The organism is Gardnerella sp. KA01000, assembly GCF_049244035.1.
Classification (GTDB): Bacteria; Actinomycetota; Actinomycetes; order Actinomycetales; family Bifidobacteriaceae; genus Bifidobacterium; species Bifidobacterium leopoldii.
Genome location: NZ_CP058367.1, coordinates 450,081 through 468,616 on the forward strand (window position 1 = coordinate 450,081; position 18,536 = coordinate 468,616).

Annotated in this window: 12 protein-coding genes and 1 tRNA gene; 4 read left to right on the forward strand and 9 right to left on the reverse strand. The window is 41.2% G+C overall.

The annotated features are described in order from the left end of the window. Positions 1 to 127 precede the first annotated feature (127 nt). Positions 128 to 2,269, forward strand: a complete 2,142-nt coding sequence (gene dnaG, locus HXT58_RS01605; protein ID WP_410295813.1) for a DNA primase — start codon at positions 128 to 130, stop codon at positions 2,267 to 2,269. Between the two features lie 100 nt (positions 2,270 to 2,369). Here the strand turns inward: dnaG and HXT58_RS01610 are convergent, their stop codons facing one another. After that, the gene (locus HXT58_RS01610; RefSeq protein ID WP_032835521.1) at positions 2,370 to 4,064 is read right to left on the reverse strand and encodes an acetolactate synthase large subunit; all 1,695 of its coding nucleotides are present in this window, start codon (positions 4,062 to 4,064) and stop codon (positions 2,370 to 2,372) included. A 312-nt stretch (positions 4,065 to 4,376) separates the two neighbouring features. On the opposite strand from HXT58_RS01610, the gene HXT58_RS01615 reads away from it, so the two are divergent. After that, on the forward strand, positions 4,377 to 5,570 hold the full coding sequence (locus HXT58_RS01615; protein ID WP_064340223.1) for an SLC13 family permease: 1,194 nt from the start codon (positions 4,377 to 4,379) through the stop codon (positions 5,568 to 5,570). Positions 5,571 to 5,649: 79 nt separating this feature from the next. Beyond that, a tRNA-Arg gene (locus HXT58_RS01620) sits at positions 5,650 to 5,722 on the forward strand. A 127-nt stretch (positions 5,723 to 5,849) separates the two neighbouring features. Here the strand turns inward: HXT58_RS01620 and HXT58_RS01625 are convergent. The 5 genes from HXT58_RS01625 to HXT58_RS01645 all read right to left on the reverse strand — a co-directional run bounded on the left by HXT58_RS01625 (position 5,850) and on the right by HXT58_RS01645 (position 12,053). Beyond that, the gene (locus HXT58_RS01625) at positions 5,850 to 6,254 is read right to left on the reverse strand and encodes a Fur family transcriptional regulator (RefSeq protein ID WP_004106002.1); all 405 of its coding nucleotides are present in this window, start codon (positions 6,252 to 6,254) and stop codon (positions 5,850 to 5,852) included. Between the two features lie 20 nt (positions 6,255 to 6,274). Further along, a complete protein-coding gene (gene purK, locus HXT58_RS01630) occupies positions 6,275 to 7,447 on the reverse strand; it encodes a 5-(carboxyamino)imidazole ribonucleotide synthase (protein ID WP_004106000.1) in 1,173 nt (390 codons plus the stop codon). Beyond that, entirely contained in the window at positions 7,431 to 7,895 is a 465-nt protein-coding gene (gene purE / locus HXT58_RS01635; RefSeq protein ID WP_217430206.1) for a 5-(carboxyamino)imidazole ribonucleotide mutase, read from the reverse strand. Before purE ends, purK begins: the two co-directional genes overlap by 17 nt. A gap of 113 nt (positions 7,896 to 8,008) precedes the next feature. Beyond that, positions 8,009 to 10,672 carry a bifunctional lysylphosphatidylglycerol flippase/synthetase MprF gene (locus tag HXT58_RS01640; protein ID WP_410295814.1) on the reverse strand — a complete coding sequence of 888 codons (2,664 nt, stop codon included), beginning with the start codon at positions 10,670 to 10,672 and terminating at the stop codon, positions 8,009 to 8,011. A gap of 1 nt (position 10,673) precedes the next feature. After that, positions 10,674 to 12,053: an alpha/beta hydrolase gene (locus HXT58_RS01645; RefSeq protein ID WP_064340224.1), complete on the reverse strand. Its 1,380-nt coding sequence runs from the start codon at positions 12,051 to 12,053 to the stop codon at positions 10,674 to 10,676. Positions 12,054 to 12,361: 308 nt separating this feature from the next. On the opposite strand from HXT58_RS01645, the gene HXT58_RS01650 reads away from it, so the two are divergent. Further along, the gene (locus tag HXT58_RS01650) at positions 12,362 to 14,431 is read left to right on the forward strand and encodes an LTA synthase family protein (RefSeq protein ID WP_415706023.1); all 2,070 of its coding nucleotides are present in this window, start codon (positions 12,362 to 12,364) and stop codon (positions 14,429 to 14,431) included. A 116-nt stretch (positions 14,432 to 14,547) separates the two neighbouring features. Here HXT58_RS01650 and purD read toward each other — a convergent pair whose 3' ends face one another. The 3 genes from purD to purF form a co-directional block, all read right to left on the reverse strand. Then, positions 14,548 to 15,819 (reverse strand): phosphoribosylamine--glycine ligase, encoded by a 1,272-nt coding sequence (gene purD / locus HXT58_RS01655; RefSeq protein ID WP_415706025.1) that lies wholly within the window; start codon positions 15,817 to 15,819, stop codon positions 14,548 to 14,550. Between the two features lie 71 nt (positions 15,820 to 15,890). Continuing rightward, positions 15,891 to 16,925: a phosphoribosylformylglycinamidine cyclo-ligase gene (gene purM / locus HXT58_RS01660; protein ID WP_410297023.1), complete on the reverse strand. Its 1,035-nt coding sequence runs from the start codon at positions 16,923 to 16,925 to the stop codon at positions 15,891 to 15,893. 80 nt (positions 16,926 to 17,005) lie between these two features. Next, positions 17,006 to 18,493, reverse strand: coding sequence for an amidophosphoribosyltransferase (gene purF / locus HXT58_RS01665; protein WP_004105975.1), 1,488 nt, complete (start codon positions 18,491 to 18,493; stop codon positions 17,006 to 17,008). Positions 18,494 to 18,536: the final 43 nt, after the last annotated feature.

The window sequence follows — 18,536 nt, forward strand, 5'->3', positions numbered from 1 at the left end:
ATTGCGTTTATAAATTGCATTTGTATCTGTTGTAATCGAGTAATTGATTTTAAGGCGGTGCTTAACGCAGTATATTCTGTGTTCGCATCGCCTATTTTTGTATTATGCTTTGGAAAAGCGGTGAAAAGTGGCTGAAACACTAAAGTTATGTGCGCAATACCACTCGCCGCAGATTTGCGATAAGCTAGATAGCATGGTTGGAATGATTGTGAAAGAAGACATTGAGCGCGTGCGCGCTGCGGCAGATTTGTATGACATTGTGTCTGCAACAGTGACGCTTAAGCCTTCCGGAACTGGCACTTTTGTAGGTCTTTGCCCATTCCACGATGAAAAAACGCCAAGTTTTAGTGTGCGACCAAGCTTGGGAGTGTGGCATTGTTTTGGTTGCGGCGCTGGCGGCGACGTATTTAAGTACGTTGAGCAAAAAGAGAATATTGATTTTCGTGAAGCGGTCGAGTTTTTAGCAGATCGTTACCACATTGAGATGCATTATAAGCAGGAGCAAAATAGTGATTCTCAATCGCGCGGTTCTAAGCGAGCCAGGCTTTTAGAAGCAAATGAAGAAGCGCAAAAGTTTTTCGTTTCAAATCTCGGCACTCAAGAGGCAGCTCCTGCGCGCGAATTACTTGCAGGGCGAAACTTTACTCCGCAACAAAGTGCGCGTTTTTCTTGCGGTTACGCGCCTAAAGGCTGGGATAATTTAGTTAGATACTTAGCGAATAAAGGTTTTACGCGTCAAGAGCTTCTCGACGCTGGTCTCGCTAGACTCGGTCAGCGCGGAATATATGATTATTTCCGTGGCCGCTTAACTTGGCCTATTCGCGACTCGACTGGTCGAACTCTTGGCTTTGGTGCAAGAAAGCTTTATGATGACGATTCTATTAGCGCGAAATATATTAACACTCCCGATACTGCACTGTATCGAAAAACGCAAGTTCTGTACGGAATTGACTTAGCTAAGGCAAATATTGTAAAAAAGCGTCAAGTTGTAATTGTAGAGGGCTACACAGATGTAATGGCATGTCATTTGGCTGGTATTGATACTGCTGTTGCAACTTGCGGAACTGCGTTTGGCGTTGAGCATGCAAAAATTGTGCGCCGCCTTATTGCAGACGATTCTTTGGGGGCAATTCAGCTTGTTGGCCCACTGAAGGTGGATGGACAGTCTGTAAGTTCGCGCATCGTTTTTACTTTCGACGGTGATGCTGCAGGTCAAAAGGCTGCGCTACACGCTTTTGGTTTGGATTCTGCGTTTTTGACGCAAACTTTTGTTGCTGTAGCAGACAATAATCTCGATCCTTGCGATTTGCGTATTCAGCGCGGTGATGAGGCTGTGCGTTCGCTTGTTGCACATGCAAGTCCGCTATACGATTTCGTTATTGACACAGTAATTAATCGTTTTGAGACTTCGTACACTACTGGTCAAATGGGCGCTATAAAGGCTGTCGCTCCTCTTATTGCGCAAATTCGAGACCGTTCGCTGCTTGACTTGTATATGCGCAAAGCCGTGCGTTCAATTGGCGTTGATTTAGCTGTTATGCGCAATGAAGTTGAGTCTGCACGTAGACGTTTGAAAGTGCGTGACGACGATGCTTATGCGCAAAAGCATAACGTTATTCCAACTTTTGGTCAGCAAATTAATGACGATCGTAATGCAGGTTTTAAAGCTTCGCGTATGGAAATTATTAAAAGTTCTGCTAAAAATCAGCATTATTATCGTGTGGATGATGCTGTATTTATGTGCGAACAACAATTTATGGCGTTACTTTTGCAAGTTCCGCTTGCTTTTGATGAGAAATTGTTTGCGCAATTGACTTTGAATAATTTTATTACACCAGTATTTCGTACGCTGTTTCAAGCATTTGTAGCTGCAGGTGGATTGCCGGTTGGCAATGTTTCGCAAGGATTGTGGCTGCATATGATGACAAAAGCTGCAGGTCCTTTGCTTGAATCCGTTATTACAGAACTTTCTGTAATGCCGTTGCCGCTTCCTTCTCCTGCAGATACATTGGAAGATACCGGCAATCGACAGAATCAGCAAGTTTCAAACGGATCTCCTTCAGATCTTTTGCGGAAAGCTACGAGTGCAGAAAGTAAGTATGCAAACGAGCTGCTTATTCGCCTTCTTGATATCGGCTATATGCGTAGAATCGGTGCTGCTAGAGTGCGTATGGCGAAACTCAAGGATGGTCAGGAAAAGCTTGAGCTTCTAGGAAAAATTACTTCAATGGAAGCGGCTCGCAAAAACTTACAATCGCAAATCATGTAGCCTTTCATGCAATCTTTTGTACAAAACTGTACTAACAAACAAAAGGCTACGTAATCTAGCGTGATTACGTAGCCTTTTGTTTGCAAAAATTTATTGAAACTCAGTTACTAAAGTCAATATCGCCGAGCTTTTCAATAAGCTTCATATTCTCACTGTAGTCAACTGGGCAAGAAATCACGTCGACGCCGCTTTCCTGATCCAGCGCTTCACGAAGCATGTTGTACAAATCCTCCGGTTTTTTAACAGCATGACCGCGCGCGCCAAAGCTTTCAGCTAGTTTTGGCACGTCCGGATTATGGAAATCAACGTACTCGTGCTCGCCTGCATGAAGCTCCATCTTCCACTTGATTAAGCCGTACGCGTTATCTTCCCAAACAAGAACTACCATTCGGCTGCCAACGCGCACTGCAGTTTCAATTTCCTGCACGTTCATCATAAAGCTTCCGTCACCCATCACAGCCAAAACCGGTTTCGTGTTAATTTTGCCGGAATTATCGCGAATAAACGAAGCTCCAACAGCACCTGGAAGCGTCCAAGCCATAGTTGAAAGACTGTTGTCGATTATGCAAGTATTCGGGTGCATAGTTGGGTACAATCGTGCCATCCACATTTTAAGAGCGCCTGTATCTACAAGAACCTTCGTGCCTTCAGGAACAGCGCGGCGAATATCGTAAACTACGCGCTGTGGTTTCATTGGCATGCTTTCGTCGTTTTCGCAAGAATGTAATTCTTCCGTAAGTAGTTGTCGAATACGTGGGTGACTTACGTCAAAAGTAATGTTTCGTGTCTTTAATACTTCTGTAAGAGTTTTAAGCGTTTGGCCAATATTCGCCATAATATTCAGCGCAGTAGGGTAGTGTGCGTCGGTATCTTCCACAAAAGTATTGATGTGAATAATAGTTTTATCAATATTTGGGTTGATTTTCTTCGGGTCGAACTGCTGAATTGAGAAGCCGACAGCAATAATCAAATCAGCAGTGTCAAACGCGAAGTTCTCGTAATCGCGATGCATGAAGCCGACTACGCCAAGTGCATTCGGATGATTATCTGGGAAAACGCCCTTACCTTCGAAAGTAGTTGCAACTGGCACATTAAGCTGCTCAGCAAACGCAAGAAGCTGATCCTCAGCGTGAGAGCGCGCAACGCCGTTTCCAGCCAAAATAATAGGTTGCTTTGCTTGACTAATAATTTTCGCAGCTTCTTCAATAGTGTCTGGCGCTGGCATAATATGCAGCGGATGTGGAAGTGGAAGAGGCTTTGCGTTGTCAGGTGCTGGCATTTCGCTGATATCTTCCGGAATAACAAGGCATGTGGCTCCCGGACGGTTGCGACCGGCAATTGAGAAAGCTTTTCGAACCATTTCTGGCGCAGATTCTGGAGCAAGCATCATAGAAGACCATTGCGTAATTGGCTGGAAGAGTGCAACCAAATCAATAATTTGGTGAGATTCCTTATAAAGCCTAGAAACGTTACCTTGTGCGCAAATTGCTACAAGCGGTGTGGTGCTTGCGTTTGCTTGAGCTACAGGAAGTGTTAAATTCAATGCGCCAGGACCTAGAGTTGCCAAGCATACGCCTGGTTTTCCAGTAATATGAGCGTATGTCGCTGCCATAAAACCAGCGCCCTGCTCGTGGCGAGTAAGCACAAAACGAATTCGTCCATCGCGCTCAATTGCTTCAAGAAGCGGAATATTTTCCTCACCTGGAATACCGAATACTACTTCAACTCCTTCGTTTACCAAGCATTCAACAACTAAATCTGCAGTATTGCGCTTGTGGTTTTCACGAAGATGCATTTGACGAGCAAGTTTTTGTTCAAGCTTTTGATCTTCTGTTTTGTTTATTTCTGCCATAATTCGCTTCTTGTGTAGACAACAAATTCTTTGTTTTATTATGATATACGCAATCTTGTCTTTAAATGCAATTTTTTCAATGCGCGTGTCATAAAAAAGGGCGGAATTTTATGTTAGCTACTTTAGGCTAAATCACGCTATTAATAGTTGCTAATTTATTGTTATTGCAACGATTTTGTCGGGAATTTAACCCGATTGTGGGACTGGGTTTCTAGTATAATAGAGTCATTATGTCTATTGCGTTACGGAGGAATGATGAAGCGCTGGCTGTTGAATGTGGTCAAGTGTGAAACCATTCTTATTGTTGCTGCAATTTTGGCAGTTATTTCCTGTTTTTTGGTACCTCCAGATCCGCAATATTTGAGTTATATTCATCTCAACACTATTTCGCAATTAGTGTGCCTTATGATGGTTGTGTGCGGATTCCAGCGCATTGGTGTGTTTCGATCTATTGGTGCGCGTTTGCTAAGGCATGTGCGCACTGAGCGCGGCTTGGTGCTCGTGCTTATGTCGTTAACATTCTTTTCGGCGATGTGGATTACGAACGACGTTGCTCTCGTAACTTTTGTGCCTTTTGCACTATCTGTGCTCGTAATGGCGAATGCTGAAAAGCAGTCAATTCTTGTAATTACGCTTATGACTATTGGTGCCAATGTTGGAAGTATGCTCACTCCTATTGGCAATGCTCACAATCTGTATTTAAAGGCGTTGACTCATATGTCTACGCAAGATTTTTTGAAGATTATGGCGCCTTATACGATTACAGCAGCACTGTTGATGATCGTATTTGCATTCGTATTCTTTAAGTCGCGCACAGTTGACCAGTTTGCAGGTTTGCATGGTGACGATATTGAGCAAAGCGTGTTGGCCCCTTCACATGGTCATCCGCAGCCTGATGAAATTCGTGTTATGGGTTACGGCATGAGTTTTACTCGCTGGCGTGTTACTGTTTATAGTTTGCTGTTTGTTGTTTGTTTGTGTGGTGTTAGTGGATGGATTCCTGACTGGATTATGGTGCTCATTATGGTTGCAGCTTTCCTTGTTTGCGACCGCCACGTATTCCGTGTTTTAGATTGGGCTTTGCCGCTCACGTTTATTATGTTCTTTGTTTTTATTGGCAATATGCGTCGAGTTGCTGGATTTAGCGATCTTGCGCAAATGTGGGTTGGTACGCATCCGATGGAAGTTTCTATTGCTTCAAGCCAATTTATTAGCAACGTGCCGACGACGATTCTGCTTTCTGGATTCTGTGATCAGTGGAAGCTTCTTATTATTGGCACGAATCTTGGTGGAATGGGTACTTTGATTGCTTCTATGGCTTCGCTTATTTCTTATAAGGGAATTACACACCAGTATTCGCATTACCGTGGGCGTTATTTGCTCACGTATACTATTGTCAATGTGTTCTTCCTTGCAGTGTTGATGTCACTTGCGTGGATTATTGAATAACAATTTTTATATAAACGTTTGATATTTATAATTTTATGGCGCGTTGATAGTAGTTTTTTGGTATAATAACCATTTGTTTGCCTCTGTAGCTCAAAGGATAGAGCAACGGCCTTCTAATCCGTTGGTTGCGCGTTCGAGTCGCGTCGGGGGCACTATGAAATCTTGAAATAGCATAGCGCATTTCAAGATTTTTCATGGTGCCGAGCTTGCTCAAGGTTGAAAGCACGGTGTGCTTTCAACGCAAGCGAGGTCTGCACGCGTCAATAAGACGCGCGCAGGTTACTTATCTTCTTCGCGGCAGCTTTCGCATAAGCCGAATACTTCTAGCGTATGATCCACCACAGTATACCCGTGAGATTCAGCTACTTTATGAATCCAGCCTTCGTCGTCAGGCGGCTCAATATCAACAGTTTTTCCGCAACGTTCGCAAACTAAATGATGGTGGTGCGTATTCTCGTCGCAAATGCGGAATAATTGCTGACCGTTAAAACGCACTGTGTCTACTTCGCCGCTTTGAGTAAGCGAATTAAGTTGACGATACACTGTTGCTAAGCCAATAATCTCCCCGTCTTTGGCGAGTATTCTGTGCAAATCTTGTGCAGAAACAAAATTACGAGACTCGCGTAAGTAGGAGAGTACTATTTCTTTTTGTTTTGTATGTCTACGCATAGGCTCACTAGACATTTCGCATCCTTTCGTCGTTTTTAGTCTAGTTCGTCGTCCCAGCAGCCTGTTGCATCTAATGCGGCAGCGGCATCAACAGGATTATCGCATAGCACAGTAATATGACCCATTTTGCGATTCTTACGAACTTCAGCTTTTCCATAATCGTGTATATGCCATTCTGGATGTTCCAAAATCAGCGAACGCGTAGGAGCCACATGTTGTCCAAGAACATTTACCATAACAGCAGGGGAAAGTAGCTTAGGCTTCTTTAAAGGCCAACCAACAATACCGCGAATATGTGCTTCAAATTGATCCATATCGCAAGCTTCAATCGTATAATGCCCGGAATTGTGAGGGCGAGGAGCGAGTTCGTTTACTACTACGCGATTATCTTTAGTGATGAAAAGCTCAATTCCTAATGTTCCTGCTAGTTCGAATCCTTTAGCTAAGCGCAAAGCTAATTCGTGAGCTGTTTTTTCAACTTCAGGATCAACTACTGCAGGAGCTAAAGTCATGTGCAAAATACTATTGTGATGCACGTTTTTTACTAGAGGATAAGTTACGAAATCCTTACCATTTCCAGAAACCAGGATCGATGCTTCAAAAGCAAAATCAACGAAACCCTCGAGAATTGAAGGAGGGAATTTTCCTCCGCGATCCGAGCGATGGTGAATGTTAGCAACGTCTTCTTCTGTACGCAAAACATCTTGGCCATGACCGTCGTAGCCGCCGCGACGAGTTTTAAGAATTGCTGGCAAGCCTATTTCGTCAATAGCAGTATCTAAGTCGTCTAAATTATTTACTTCACGCCACGGAGCTGTTTCGATTTTATGACTATTAATGAACGTTTTTTCACTGACGCGATCTTGAGTTACGCGTAACAGGTCAGTTCCTTGTGGGATTGCGGTTAAATGACGAACTTTATCAAGTGCGTCTGCGTTAACATTTTCAAATTCGTAAGTTAATACATCGCAACGTTCAGCAAGCTCACGCAAGCCTTCAGGATCGTCGTAATTGGCTTCAACCTGCAAATCTGCTACTTGGAACACAGGGCAGTCAAGCGTAGGATCAAGAACACCAATACGAAAACCCATATGGCGAGCTGCAATAGCCATCATGCGCCCTAACTGGCCGCCACCAATAATTCCAATAGTGGATCCTGGCATTAAACGTTCAACAGCGCCATTAGTTACTTCAGATAAGGTTGGCATTTGATTCCTCGACTTTTTCTTTTAGTTCATTGCGATATTCTGCTAGTTCTTTAGCAAGACGATTATCAGTTGTGCTTAGAATGCTTACAGCAAGCAATCCAGCATTTGTTGCTCCAGAGTTTCCAACTGCAGTAGTTGCAACAGGAATACCTCCTGGCATTTGTACTATTGAAAGCAATGAATCCCAGCCTGATAGCGCATGCGAGCGTACTGGCACTCCAATAACAGGAAGCGTGGTTTGTGCCGCAATCATGCCAGGCAAGTGGGCAGCTCCGCCGGCTCCAGCAATAATAATTTTGAAACCGTTTGAGCGAGCATTATGCGCAAAATCTGCCATTAATTCTGGTGTACGATGTGCGGAAATAACTCGTTTCATATACGGAACTTGGAATTTATCTAGAATTTCACAAGCATGACGCATGGTTTCCCAATCACTTGAGGATCCCATTACGACAGCGACGGTTGGCTTTACTTCTGACACGATGAACCTCCCTGACGTGCACTTGTTACTTTACGCAACACTAGGGAGAACTCGCCGAAGTTTATCTAAAACTTAACAAATTATTTGTTCGCTTCATTGCTTTTTGGTCGCAATGATTTTACCATTTCTAGTATTTGTTTAGGATTAGCTTCCGGTAAATAGGCGTGAGTTACAGCTAGTGAAATCTGAGCTAATTTTGCAGAATCCATATAGCAAACATATACGGAACTTGCAGATGGTTGGAATTTTTTCTTGAAGAAATATAGTGATTTGAATCCATAAGCTGGTTCCAAAATGTCAGACATCATTTCTAGCGCATGATTAATAACGTTAGAAGATTTTTGACCATTTTCGTTCAATGTGTCTTCGTTTATGCCAGCTAGAGGTGCTGCAGAAAGGCTCATAAATTCTACAGCGCAATCTGGGTTTTCTAATCCTTCATCTCTTAAACGTTCTGCCATTCTAGCAATTAATAATTCCATAATCCCATTAGGACTATCTGTGCGGTGACGCATAAAATCAAGCGTCCAACCAATAATTCGATTATTTCTATATGTTGGCATCCAGCTAGTTACTCCAAGTACCCTGCCGTCTTCATTAATAGCGTATAAAATTTTGACGCGGCTATCCTGAAGTTCGTCAAGTCCGCCGAGAGTAAATTTCATTTCTGGAAGAGCTTTTAACTCTGCCCATTCTTCTGAAATTTCTACAATTTGTTGCTGTATGTCCCAAGAGGCTTCGTTATATGTTGTAAGTACGTCGGCAATTCCATCTCGTTTTGCTTTGTTTATAGCTGTACGAATATCTTGCCATTTTTTCCCTCGCGTCTGCCAAGCATTAGGGTCTACTAGCATGTCTGTTCCGACTTTAATAGAAGTAAATCCAAGTTTTTCTAGTTCTTGACGCGTTTTATCGTGCACAGCATAGAATGCTGGAGACCACGAATTTTGTTCGCATAATTTAATAAATCCTCGAATATCTTGCGAATATTCTTTTTCATCTCCAAAAGGCTCTGTAAGAGTGAGTGCAATACCGTAATTTAGTCTATAGGCGATTGCAGATTGCCCGCTTTGAGAGAACCAATAATGGTTATTTGCCCAAGTCGTCATAAAGCTCATTGTGTTTCCGCCAAGTTCTACTAATGAGCTTGCTTTTTTTCTATCGTTTTCGCTTGTAGAGATGCTGCTGCGGAACCACGTAAAGCAGACAATAAACAATATTGCCCAGAATATCACGCCCACGCTTTGTGCTAGTAAAGAAGATAGAGGTGTTTCAGTGCGAAGCATTGCGTTAGATCTGTTTCCAAATCCCATAGGCATCCAGCGCCCTGGTAAATCTCGCAATAAGTGGTAAACATCAGCAGATGGAGTAAATTCTTCAGGTATCATAAGACCAAAAGCAACATATCCAGCGCCAGTTATGTACAATGCTATAAAAATCGCTATTAGTCCCAAACGTGCCTGTAGTTTGCTCGTATGAACAGAAAAATGCTTTAAATTAATTATCAACAAAATAGTAAGCAATAATGGTGGGAGAGCTGTAAGCATAAAAGCAACAGCAACAGCATTATGTTGATGTTCCAAAATATTTTGTTTTGTGGCAATTAAAGGCAAAACAGTGAAATACATTCCTGCATATAGCACAGTTAGTGCGTTTATAAATATAGAAGTTAATGCAGCTAGTCTACGCCCTCGTAACATTCCCCACGCAATAATCATCAGTGTGATGCTTGGTAATAGAATGCGAATCCATAATCCGCCAATTGCAGCGTGATGTAGACCTGAATGAAGAAAACAATTATTTGTGCTGTAATTTGTCATGCATCGCGTAAGCCATGTTTTAGAGCCTAGTTGCGGTGACATAAACAAACCAAGAGTAGTAAGAATTCCTGCGTGAGAGCGCGAAGATAATGCCAACACTGGACCTAATGCAATAATGCTCTGAGCTACTGCAAAAAGCCTGCGAATTTCGTAATCTGTACCTTCCCACCAGTTTACACTTCGTTTAACGCCTTTTGTTTTGCTCATAATATTGCCGATGATGTGCCCTGTAAGAGCTGCAATAATAGTGCAATAATCGCCAGGATTTCCACTATAAAGAAGCATTGCTGAAGTAGTAGCGTATCCAATTACTAAAGTTCTTCTGCGCCACAAAATAGATTCGTAAGATGCAGAAGCCATAAAAGCGCCAATAAACAGTGTGAATGGAGATAGTCGAATAGGAATCTTGGTAATCCAATGCATGTTTCGAATAATGATTGAAAGATTACCTATGATTGTTAATCCTACAATTATGCCAATAAGTGTGCTAAATATTGCAATATAAATAATATTGAGTCTACTTATACGAGTTTCTGCAACGCCAATAAGTACGGCAACAAGTAAACAATTAACCATAAGAGATGGCATATTATTTACGAAAATAAGCGAATGACATACTTTTATCAGCAGCTCTGTGACGTTTCCGTGCCCGAAGAATAGGCTTGGACCTTTTGAGCGATGATGCCGCATAAACAATTGTGCAAGAGTAGCGCTTGTGCCATAAGTATAAAAATGCATAAGCGTTAATACAACCCAATGTATGCAATTTATAACAATAAAAATGCACGTAAGTGTTAATGCAAAAACTTTATGTTGCATCCAAGCTATGAAATCGTGCATCAATATTTTTGTATGCCGAATTGCTGAATGTTTAGAATCAGAATCATTTTTCTTACAACGTTTATGAAAGAAAGACAGCATCATATTAGTCTCGATTCACCTGCTGGTTGATAAGAATTTGTACATTTTGGTAGGTATTAAGTTTTGGTGCAGTGCTTGAAATACCTGTTTTTTTGCAGAATTGATCAATTGCTATTTTTAATCCAGCTTTTACTGTGTGCCAATCATGACCATTGCCTTGAGAAAGCATGGTTATAACATTCATTCCAGCGCGATGTGCGCTTAATGCAATGGTTGCCTGATTCGCTTGAGATTTAGTATCCCATGAGCCTGCAATAGCGTAATAATTTTGTTTCAAAGGAGCATTTTTACGCATTATCACACTAGGTACGTGTCGCTCATATTCTGATGTGTTTCCATTGAAATAATGATTAATTGTTTCTTGGCGATTCTTATACGTTGGTTCTAGTTCCCCTCCGGCAGAAAAAATGTTTCCGAATATATCAGGGTGAGATGGAACTAGTTGCGTTGAGCAAGTGCCTCCTTGTGAGAAGCCGCCCATAAGCCACATTTTAGGATCTTTGCTTACTGGCAAATGTTTGCGTATCCATTTAGGAACATCATTAATTAAATATGTTTCTGCTTTGCCGAACACATGTGTATCCGCACAAAGAGAATTATGCGAAGATTCACCATTTTGGTCAGGAGCTACAACAATAGGTGCAAGACCGTAGTGATCTTTCGCGTAATTGTCTAAAGTATTTGCAATATCGCTTGCTGCAAAAAAGTGATTAGGGCTACCAGGTTGTCCTGCGAACATGACCATAACTGGCAGTTTTGGTGGTTTTTTAACAAGTGCAGCAGGTGGCAAGTATACGTTCGCTATTCTAGCATTGAAATGTGAAGCAGTGTTAGGGATATAAACTGAACGAACAATACCTTTTTTAGGAAGTTTTGGCAGTTTTTGTTGGGCTGCTAACTCTCTCCACTGCTTAATACTAGAGGATGCGGATTTTTGCTTATTAACTTCTAGTTTTGGAAAACCGCCCATTCCAAATATTGAACCTATTGTCGTATATTCCCCATAAATCATGTCTACATGAAGAGCTGTGCTTGCTAACGTCAAGATAATAGCTATTACTGCAACTAGTTTCCTCCATTTGTGTAAGAAAACAAGTGCTGTTGCTGCAAAACCTATAAGCCCGAAGCCGCATGCAATAGAAAAAATAACGAGCCATCCAAGACTTACTCCGAATACAAGAAACACGTCAGAAATAAGCCAAGCAATTATTCCACCGACAAAAAATGTTATGACACCTATTGCAAGCTGTATTAGTAAGTGGAACATTTTCTTGCCGCGTTTTGTTTTCATAAAAAGCAACAAGACTAAAGAAATACCATTTACGCTAAAAAGGCTTATTGGTAGCCATCCTTGCAAAAGACTCACTTTTGCCAATTGCAGCATGTTTGACTCCTATACTTTCTAGTCTAATTTGCGTACCAGTTACCAATCTAAGTGACATATACGCACAGTAATTGCCCAACCTAGTAATGTAATGCTAGTATCTGAAATTTTCCTCAATATTTGTTTTATTTTTATTATTTATTCTATTTAAATAATAAATATCGAAACATATATTGTAATCAGTCCTAAGTATTAAAATCGCTATTTTTCTTGTTTCAATGCATTGTTAAAAAGTTATGACGATAGCAATAAGTAAACTTGCACATTATTAGTAATAATCAGTATGTGTGTGATTTATTGAGGATAATATGAAGTCATTTTTGCGCTTGAAAGTTCCGTATTGGCTGTATGCATTTCTTTTCTTTGTTATTGACGGCATGTCGGTAATTATTGTGCAAATGGGTGTGCAGCGCGCTGGAAGAGTTGAGATGACTTCTGCAATGTCTGGTGGACGTTGGGGATTAATAACTAAAACTTGGAGAGAACTTAATTTTGTTATTGTTCTTAGTGCGCTCGTCGTTGCGATGATATACGGTTTAATCCTTTTGATTAGTAACCGATTTTGGATATCAAGTGCAATAATTCTAAGTGTTTCATTGCTTATTGCTGTTATTGAATATATGAAAGTAAATGTTCGTTATGAAACTATTCTTCCTGCGGACTTAAACTTTTTAAAAAGTAACACTGGTAATGTCGCTTCATTTTTGCCAGATAATGCCCCTATGGTCATTGGTGTTGCTTTAGGCGTTTTTATTTTGCTTTTAGTTACAACTGTTTGCTTACACATATTTGATACAAATCATGGAAAGATTGTGCGATTTAAAGATTGGCGTTATTCTGCTGGTATTCGTGTTGCAATTGCGTTGATTTTAATAGGGAATTTAAGCTGGTATATTGGCGGCGTTGGCACAGTTGACTCTTCGGCTAACGTTTTTTCTAAAATGCTTGGTGACAGTCCTGCTATGTGGGATTCTGTTTATGACGCTCAACGCAATGGTGCTATTGTGGCATTTTTGCGTAATGTAAATCCTAAAATTATGGATAGGCCGGCTGATTACAGTGAAGAAACTATGAAGGCTGTATACAAGCGTTATAACGATGAAGCTAAACGTATAAATCGTTCTCGTACAACAAATATGAACGATAATACTTTTATTCTTATTTTGTCTGAATCGTTCTCTGATCCTACTCGTGTTCCTGGTTTGAGGTTGAACAAGAATCCAATACCATTTATTAGCAATTTGAAGAAGCATACGGATAGTGGTTTGATGCTTTCTTCTGGTTACGGTGGCGGTACTGCAAACCTAGAGTACATGTCTTTAACTGGTTTGAGCATGGCTAATTTTGATCCTTCAATGACGAGTCCGTATCAGCAGTTGGTTCCTAATGCTCAATGGTCTCCAACTATTAATCAATATTGGGATGATTCTCGTAATTCTATTAAATCTATAGCTTTCCACCCGTATGAGCCGAGCATGTATTTGCGCGCTACTAATTACAAAAAGTTTGGATTTAGTAAGTTCTATGCATTGCAAGGACCTGATGTTATTGCTCACCGTGATGTGCTAGATAAATCGCCGTATGTTTCTGACGCATCAGCATATAAGAGTGCGTTAGAAAAGATTAAAGAACATAAGCAACCTAGGTTCGTACAAATTGTTACTATGCAAAACCACATGCCTTATAGGGATTGGTATGCGAATAATGAATTCGAAGCGTCTTCTAAAGATGGTGCCGCTGATCTTGGTGATGATGAAAAAACTTCTATTGAAACGTATGCTAAGGGTGTGCAGCACACTGATGAAGCAACGCAAGCGTTTTTGAAGAGTTTAGATAAACTGAATAAGCCTATTACTGTTATGTTTTATGGTGACCATTTGCCAGGAATTTACGGCACTGCAAGTTCGGATGAAAAGAATTCATTGTCTTTGCATTTGACTGATTATTTTATTTGGTCAAATAAAGTTGCTTTGGAGCGTAAAGAGCGTAGTGAGAAAAAATCTTCAAACAAAAATGTAGAGCATTCTAATACAAATAAAGATGTAGAGCGTACTAATAAGTATTCTTCACCTAACTTCTTTATTTCTCAGGCTGCTTTACATATGAACGCTAAAGTTTCTCCGTATCTTGCTTTCTTAACTCGTTTACATGAGCATGTGAGTGCTATGGAGCCTCCTGTTGTAAATACTATTCAAGGCTGGGATAGAATTCCTGAAGGACAATCAATTTATTTGGATAACGATGGTAATCCGATGATTTTGTCTAAGATGGATAAGAAGTCACGTCAACTTCTTCACGACTATCGCTTAATACAATACGATATTACTGCTGGAAAGCATTATTTGCGTAATACTGATTTTATGAAATTACCGCGCTAAAAGTTAGTTTGATAATTAAAATGCCCCTCGTTTGTATTTGATAAATATTATTTTTCAAATAGCGAGGGGCTTATTGATTTGCAGTTTGTTAATGAAAACTATATTTAATTAACAAACTATTTTAAAGCTTTTTCTGCGATATCATGCCTAAAGAACATGTGCGGAAGATTAAGCTTATCTAATATGCTGTAGACGTTGTTTTGAGCGTCTTTTACGTCGTCTCCATGCACTTGTACAAGAGCTACTCTGCCTGAAGAAGTAAGAAGTTTGCCGCTTTCTTCATCGCTTTTTACTCCTGCATAATACACGTGCTGACCTTGATTTTCGTCAACAGGAATTTGAGGAAGAGGAGTTTCAGTAACTAAAGTGCCAGGGTAGCCTTCGCTAGCAATGATCACGCCGAGCGTAACACCGCTATTTTTCCAAGTAAAAGTCGGATTTTTATGCTGCAAAATATTCCATATAGCTGCACCAAAATCTGAAGTAAGGCGAGGAAGTACAACTTCTGTTTCTGGGTCTCCAAAACGAGCATTAAACTCAATAACTTTAGGACCTGTTGCTGTATCAATTAAGCCAGCATAAAGCACACCAGTAAAAGGCGTACCCTCTTTAGCTAGTCCTTCGACAGTTGGGCGCACAATTTCGTCGATAGCACGCTGAACTGTTTCGTCGCTAATTTGTGGCACAGGGCTATAAGCTCCCATGCCGCCAGTATTTGGTCCTTTGTCGCCGTCGTAAGCACGCTTATGATCTTGAGAAATAGGCATAACCCAAAAATCAGTTCCGCTTACAAAACTCATAAGCGAAAACTCTTGGCCTTGCAAAAATTCTTCAATAACAACTTTTGCTCCGGCTTGACCAAAACGATGATCGACGAAAATATCCTCCAAAGCATCAACTGCTGTTTGCTCATCCATAGCAACAGTAACGCCTTTTCCAGCAGCTAAACCATCCGCTTTAATAACAATTGGAGTACCATGCTCAAGAACGTATGCGCGTGCTGTCTCCAAAGCGTCAAATGTTTTGTAGGAGGCAGTTGGAACACTGTGACGAGCCATAAGCTTTTTTGCGAAATCTTTAGAGCCTTCAATTTGAGCTGCGGCTTTGTTTGGACCAAAAGCGGCAATTCCATGCGCTTCAAAATCGTCAACAATGCCATTCATAAGCGGAACTTCAGGACCAATGAACGCAAAATCGTAGTTATTGTCTTTAACGAACTTAATAAGAGCGTCATGATCTGATTGACTTATGTTTACAGTTTGAATGCCATCTGCTGCAATACCAGGATTTCCAGGAGCAACAGTTACTTCTTCAACGCTTTCTCCTTTAAGTAGCGCGTGTGCAATAGCGTGTTCGCGAGCGCCAGAACCAACTACTAAAACTTTCATTTTTAATCCTTTATTGCTTTAAGATTTTGCTGTCTACTGTTTTGTAGCTTTATATTTTGCTGTTTTGTGGATTACAACAATTCGACTGCAGCGTTTTCGCGTTTAGCCATTTTGCCAATAATATAAGCTGTTTCGTCATGCTCGTTTAGTATTCGCATTGCCTCGTCTGCTTTGTTTTCGTCAACTGCCAAAACCATGCCAATACCCATATTAAAAACGTTGAACATTTCAGCGTGAGCAACTTTTCCAGCTTTTTCAATAACTCCAAAAATAGGTGGAACGCTCCAGCTAGTAGTATCAATTTTTGCAGCCAAATCATCTGCGTACATGCGTGGAACATTTTCAATAAATCCGCCGCCTGTAATATGAGCAACTCCCTTAATAAGATGTTCTGCAAAAAGTGGCTTTAAAGCTTTTACGTAGATTCGAGTAGGTTCAAGAAGAACTTCGCCAAGTGTTTTGCCATCAAGCTCATCTAGTTTGGTGTCAACGCTAAAACCTGCTTCTTCAAACAAAGCTTTGCGAACAAGAGAGAATCCGTTTGAATGAACTCCTGAAGAAGGAAGTCCTATAAGCACGTCGCCGGCAGTAATAGTGGAGCCGTCAACAATATTCGAACGTTCTGCAACGCCTACTGCAAAACCTGCAAGATCGTACTCGTCCTCGTCGTACATTCCAGGCATTTCAGCAGTTTCGCCGCCAATTAAACCTGCTTCTGATTGCACGCAACCGTCTGCAACGCCTGAAACTACCTGCTCAAGTATTTCAGGATTGTTTTTTCCGCACGCAATGTAATCGAGGAAGAAAAGCGGCTCGGCACCTTGAGCTGCAATATCGTTTACGCACATTGCAACGCAATCAATGCCAATAGTGTTATGCTTATTCATCATTTTTGCAATCACAAGCTTGGTTCCAACGCCATCTGTGCCAGAAATCAGCACTGGCTCTTTGTAACCAAGAGACGCCAAATCAAATAAGCCGCCAAATCCGCCAATGCCACCTACAACGCCTGGGCGCTTTGTGCGATTTACATGAGATTTAATACGACGTACTACTTCGTATCCTGCTTCTACGCTTACGCCAGCTTCTTCATATGCATGTGGCATATCGGTTCCTTTCGTAACACTGTTATAAGTATTTTCTTAAGTTTTATTTATAAATTGCAATAAACAATTAAATTATTAAGTTATATAAGATTTTCGTGCGAATATTTACTATGTTTCCTTACTTCTTGCAAATGTTCGCGTTCTTCAGGAGTAAGGGAAGCCAAGAATTCTTCGCCGTAATCGTCTAGTGCAGTAGGGTAGTCGCCATTAAAGTAAGCAACGCACAAACCGCCATAAGGAGCAGGCTTTTTTAATCCAATCGACTCGACTAATCCATCTAAAGACAAAAATGCTAAGGAATCAGCATCGATATACTCGCGAATTTCTTCAACTGAATGCTTTGCTGCAATAAGTTCCTTCGTAGTTTGAATATCGATACCGTAGAAGCAAGGATATTTAAGCGGAGGGGAAGAAATACGCATATGCACTTCTTTAGCGCCAGCTTCTCGGAGCAATTGCACAATGCGCTTAGAAGTAGTTCCGCGAACAATCGAATCGTCAATAACAATAACGCGTTTTCCTGCAACCACACCACGAACAGCAGAAAGTTTCATACGAACGCCTTGCTCGCGTAATTCTTGCGTCGGTTGAATAAAAGTGCGTGCAACATACTGGTTTTTAATCAATCCCATTTCGTTTGGAATTCCGCTTGTTTCAGCGTATCCTGCAGCAGCAGAAAGTGAAGAATTAGGTACTCCAATAACCATATCTGCTTCAACAGGAGATTCTTTAGCCAAACGCGCACCCATACGCTTTCGCACAGAATGAACATTAATACCGTAAATATTAGAATCTGGGCGAGCGAAATAAATAAATTCCATTGAGCATACTGCATGCTGTACGTGCTTCGTATATTGCTCAATAGTGTAGCCATCGTCATTAATAACAATGATTTCGCCAGGCTCAATATCGCGAATAAACTCTGCTCGCACAATATCAAGCGCACAAGTTTCAGAAGCGAGCACGTATGCGCCGTTCTTCATACGACCAAGCGAAAGAGGGCGGAAACCATTTGGATCAGTTGCTCCGATTAGTGCATCTTGAGTAAGCAATAAGTAAGCAAAACCGCCATGAACAGTTTGTAAAGCTTCTTTCAGGCGATCCATAAAAGTTGCTTTACTAGAGTGGCGAATCAAATGCATCAATATTTCAGTATCAGAATTTGAGTGGAATATTGAGCCTTTATCTTCCAAGGAATTACGTAGGCTAGTGCAATTTGTCAAATTTCCGTTATGCGCAAGAGCTACGTCTCCATCGTGGAAACGGAATAGGAAAGGCTGAATGTTATCAACGCTTCCAGAACCTGCAGTAGCATATCGCACGTGACCGATAGCCCTGTTTCCAGTAAGACGATCCATAACTTGTTCATTGCTAAATACTTGAGTTAGCAATCCCAATCCGCGATACCCATGCAGTTTGCCATTGTCGTTAGATACAATGCCGGCACCTTCTTGTCCTCGATGCTGTAGTGCATGAAGTCCAAAATATGTCAGCCTAGCTGCATCTTGATGACCCCACACACCAAATACGCCGCATTCTTCGTGAATATCTTCAAGTTCTGCAGACATTCATACCCCCTAATAATCGATGATTGTAATCGTCGAATTTGTA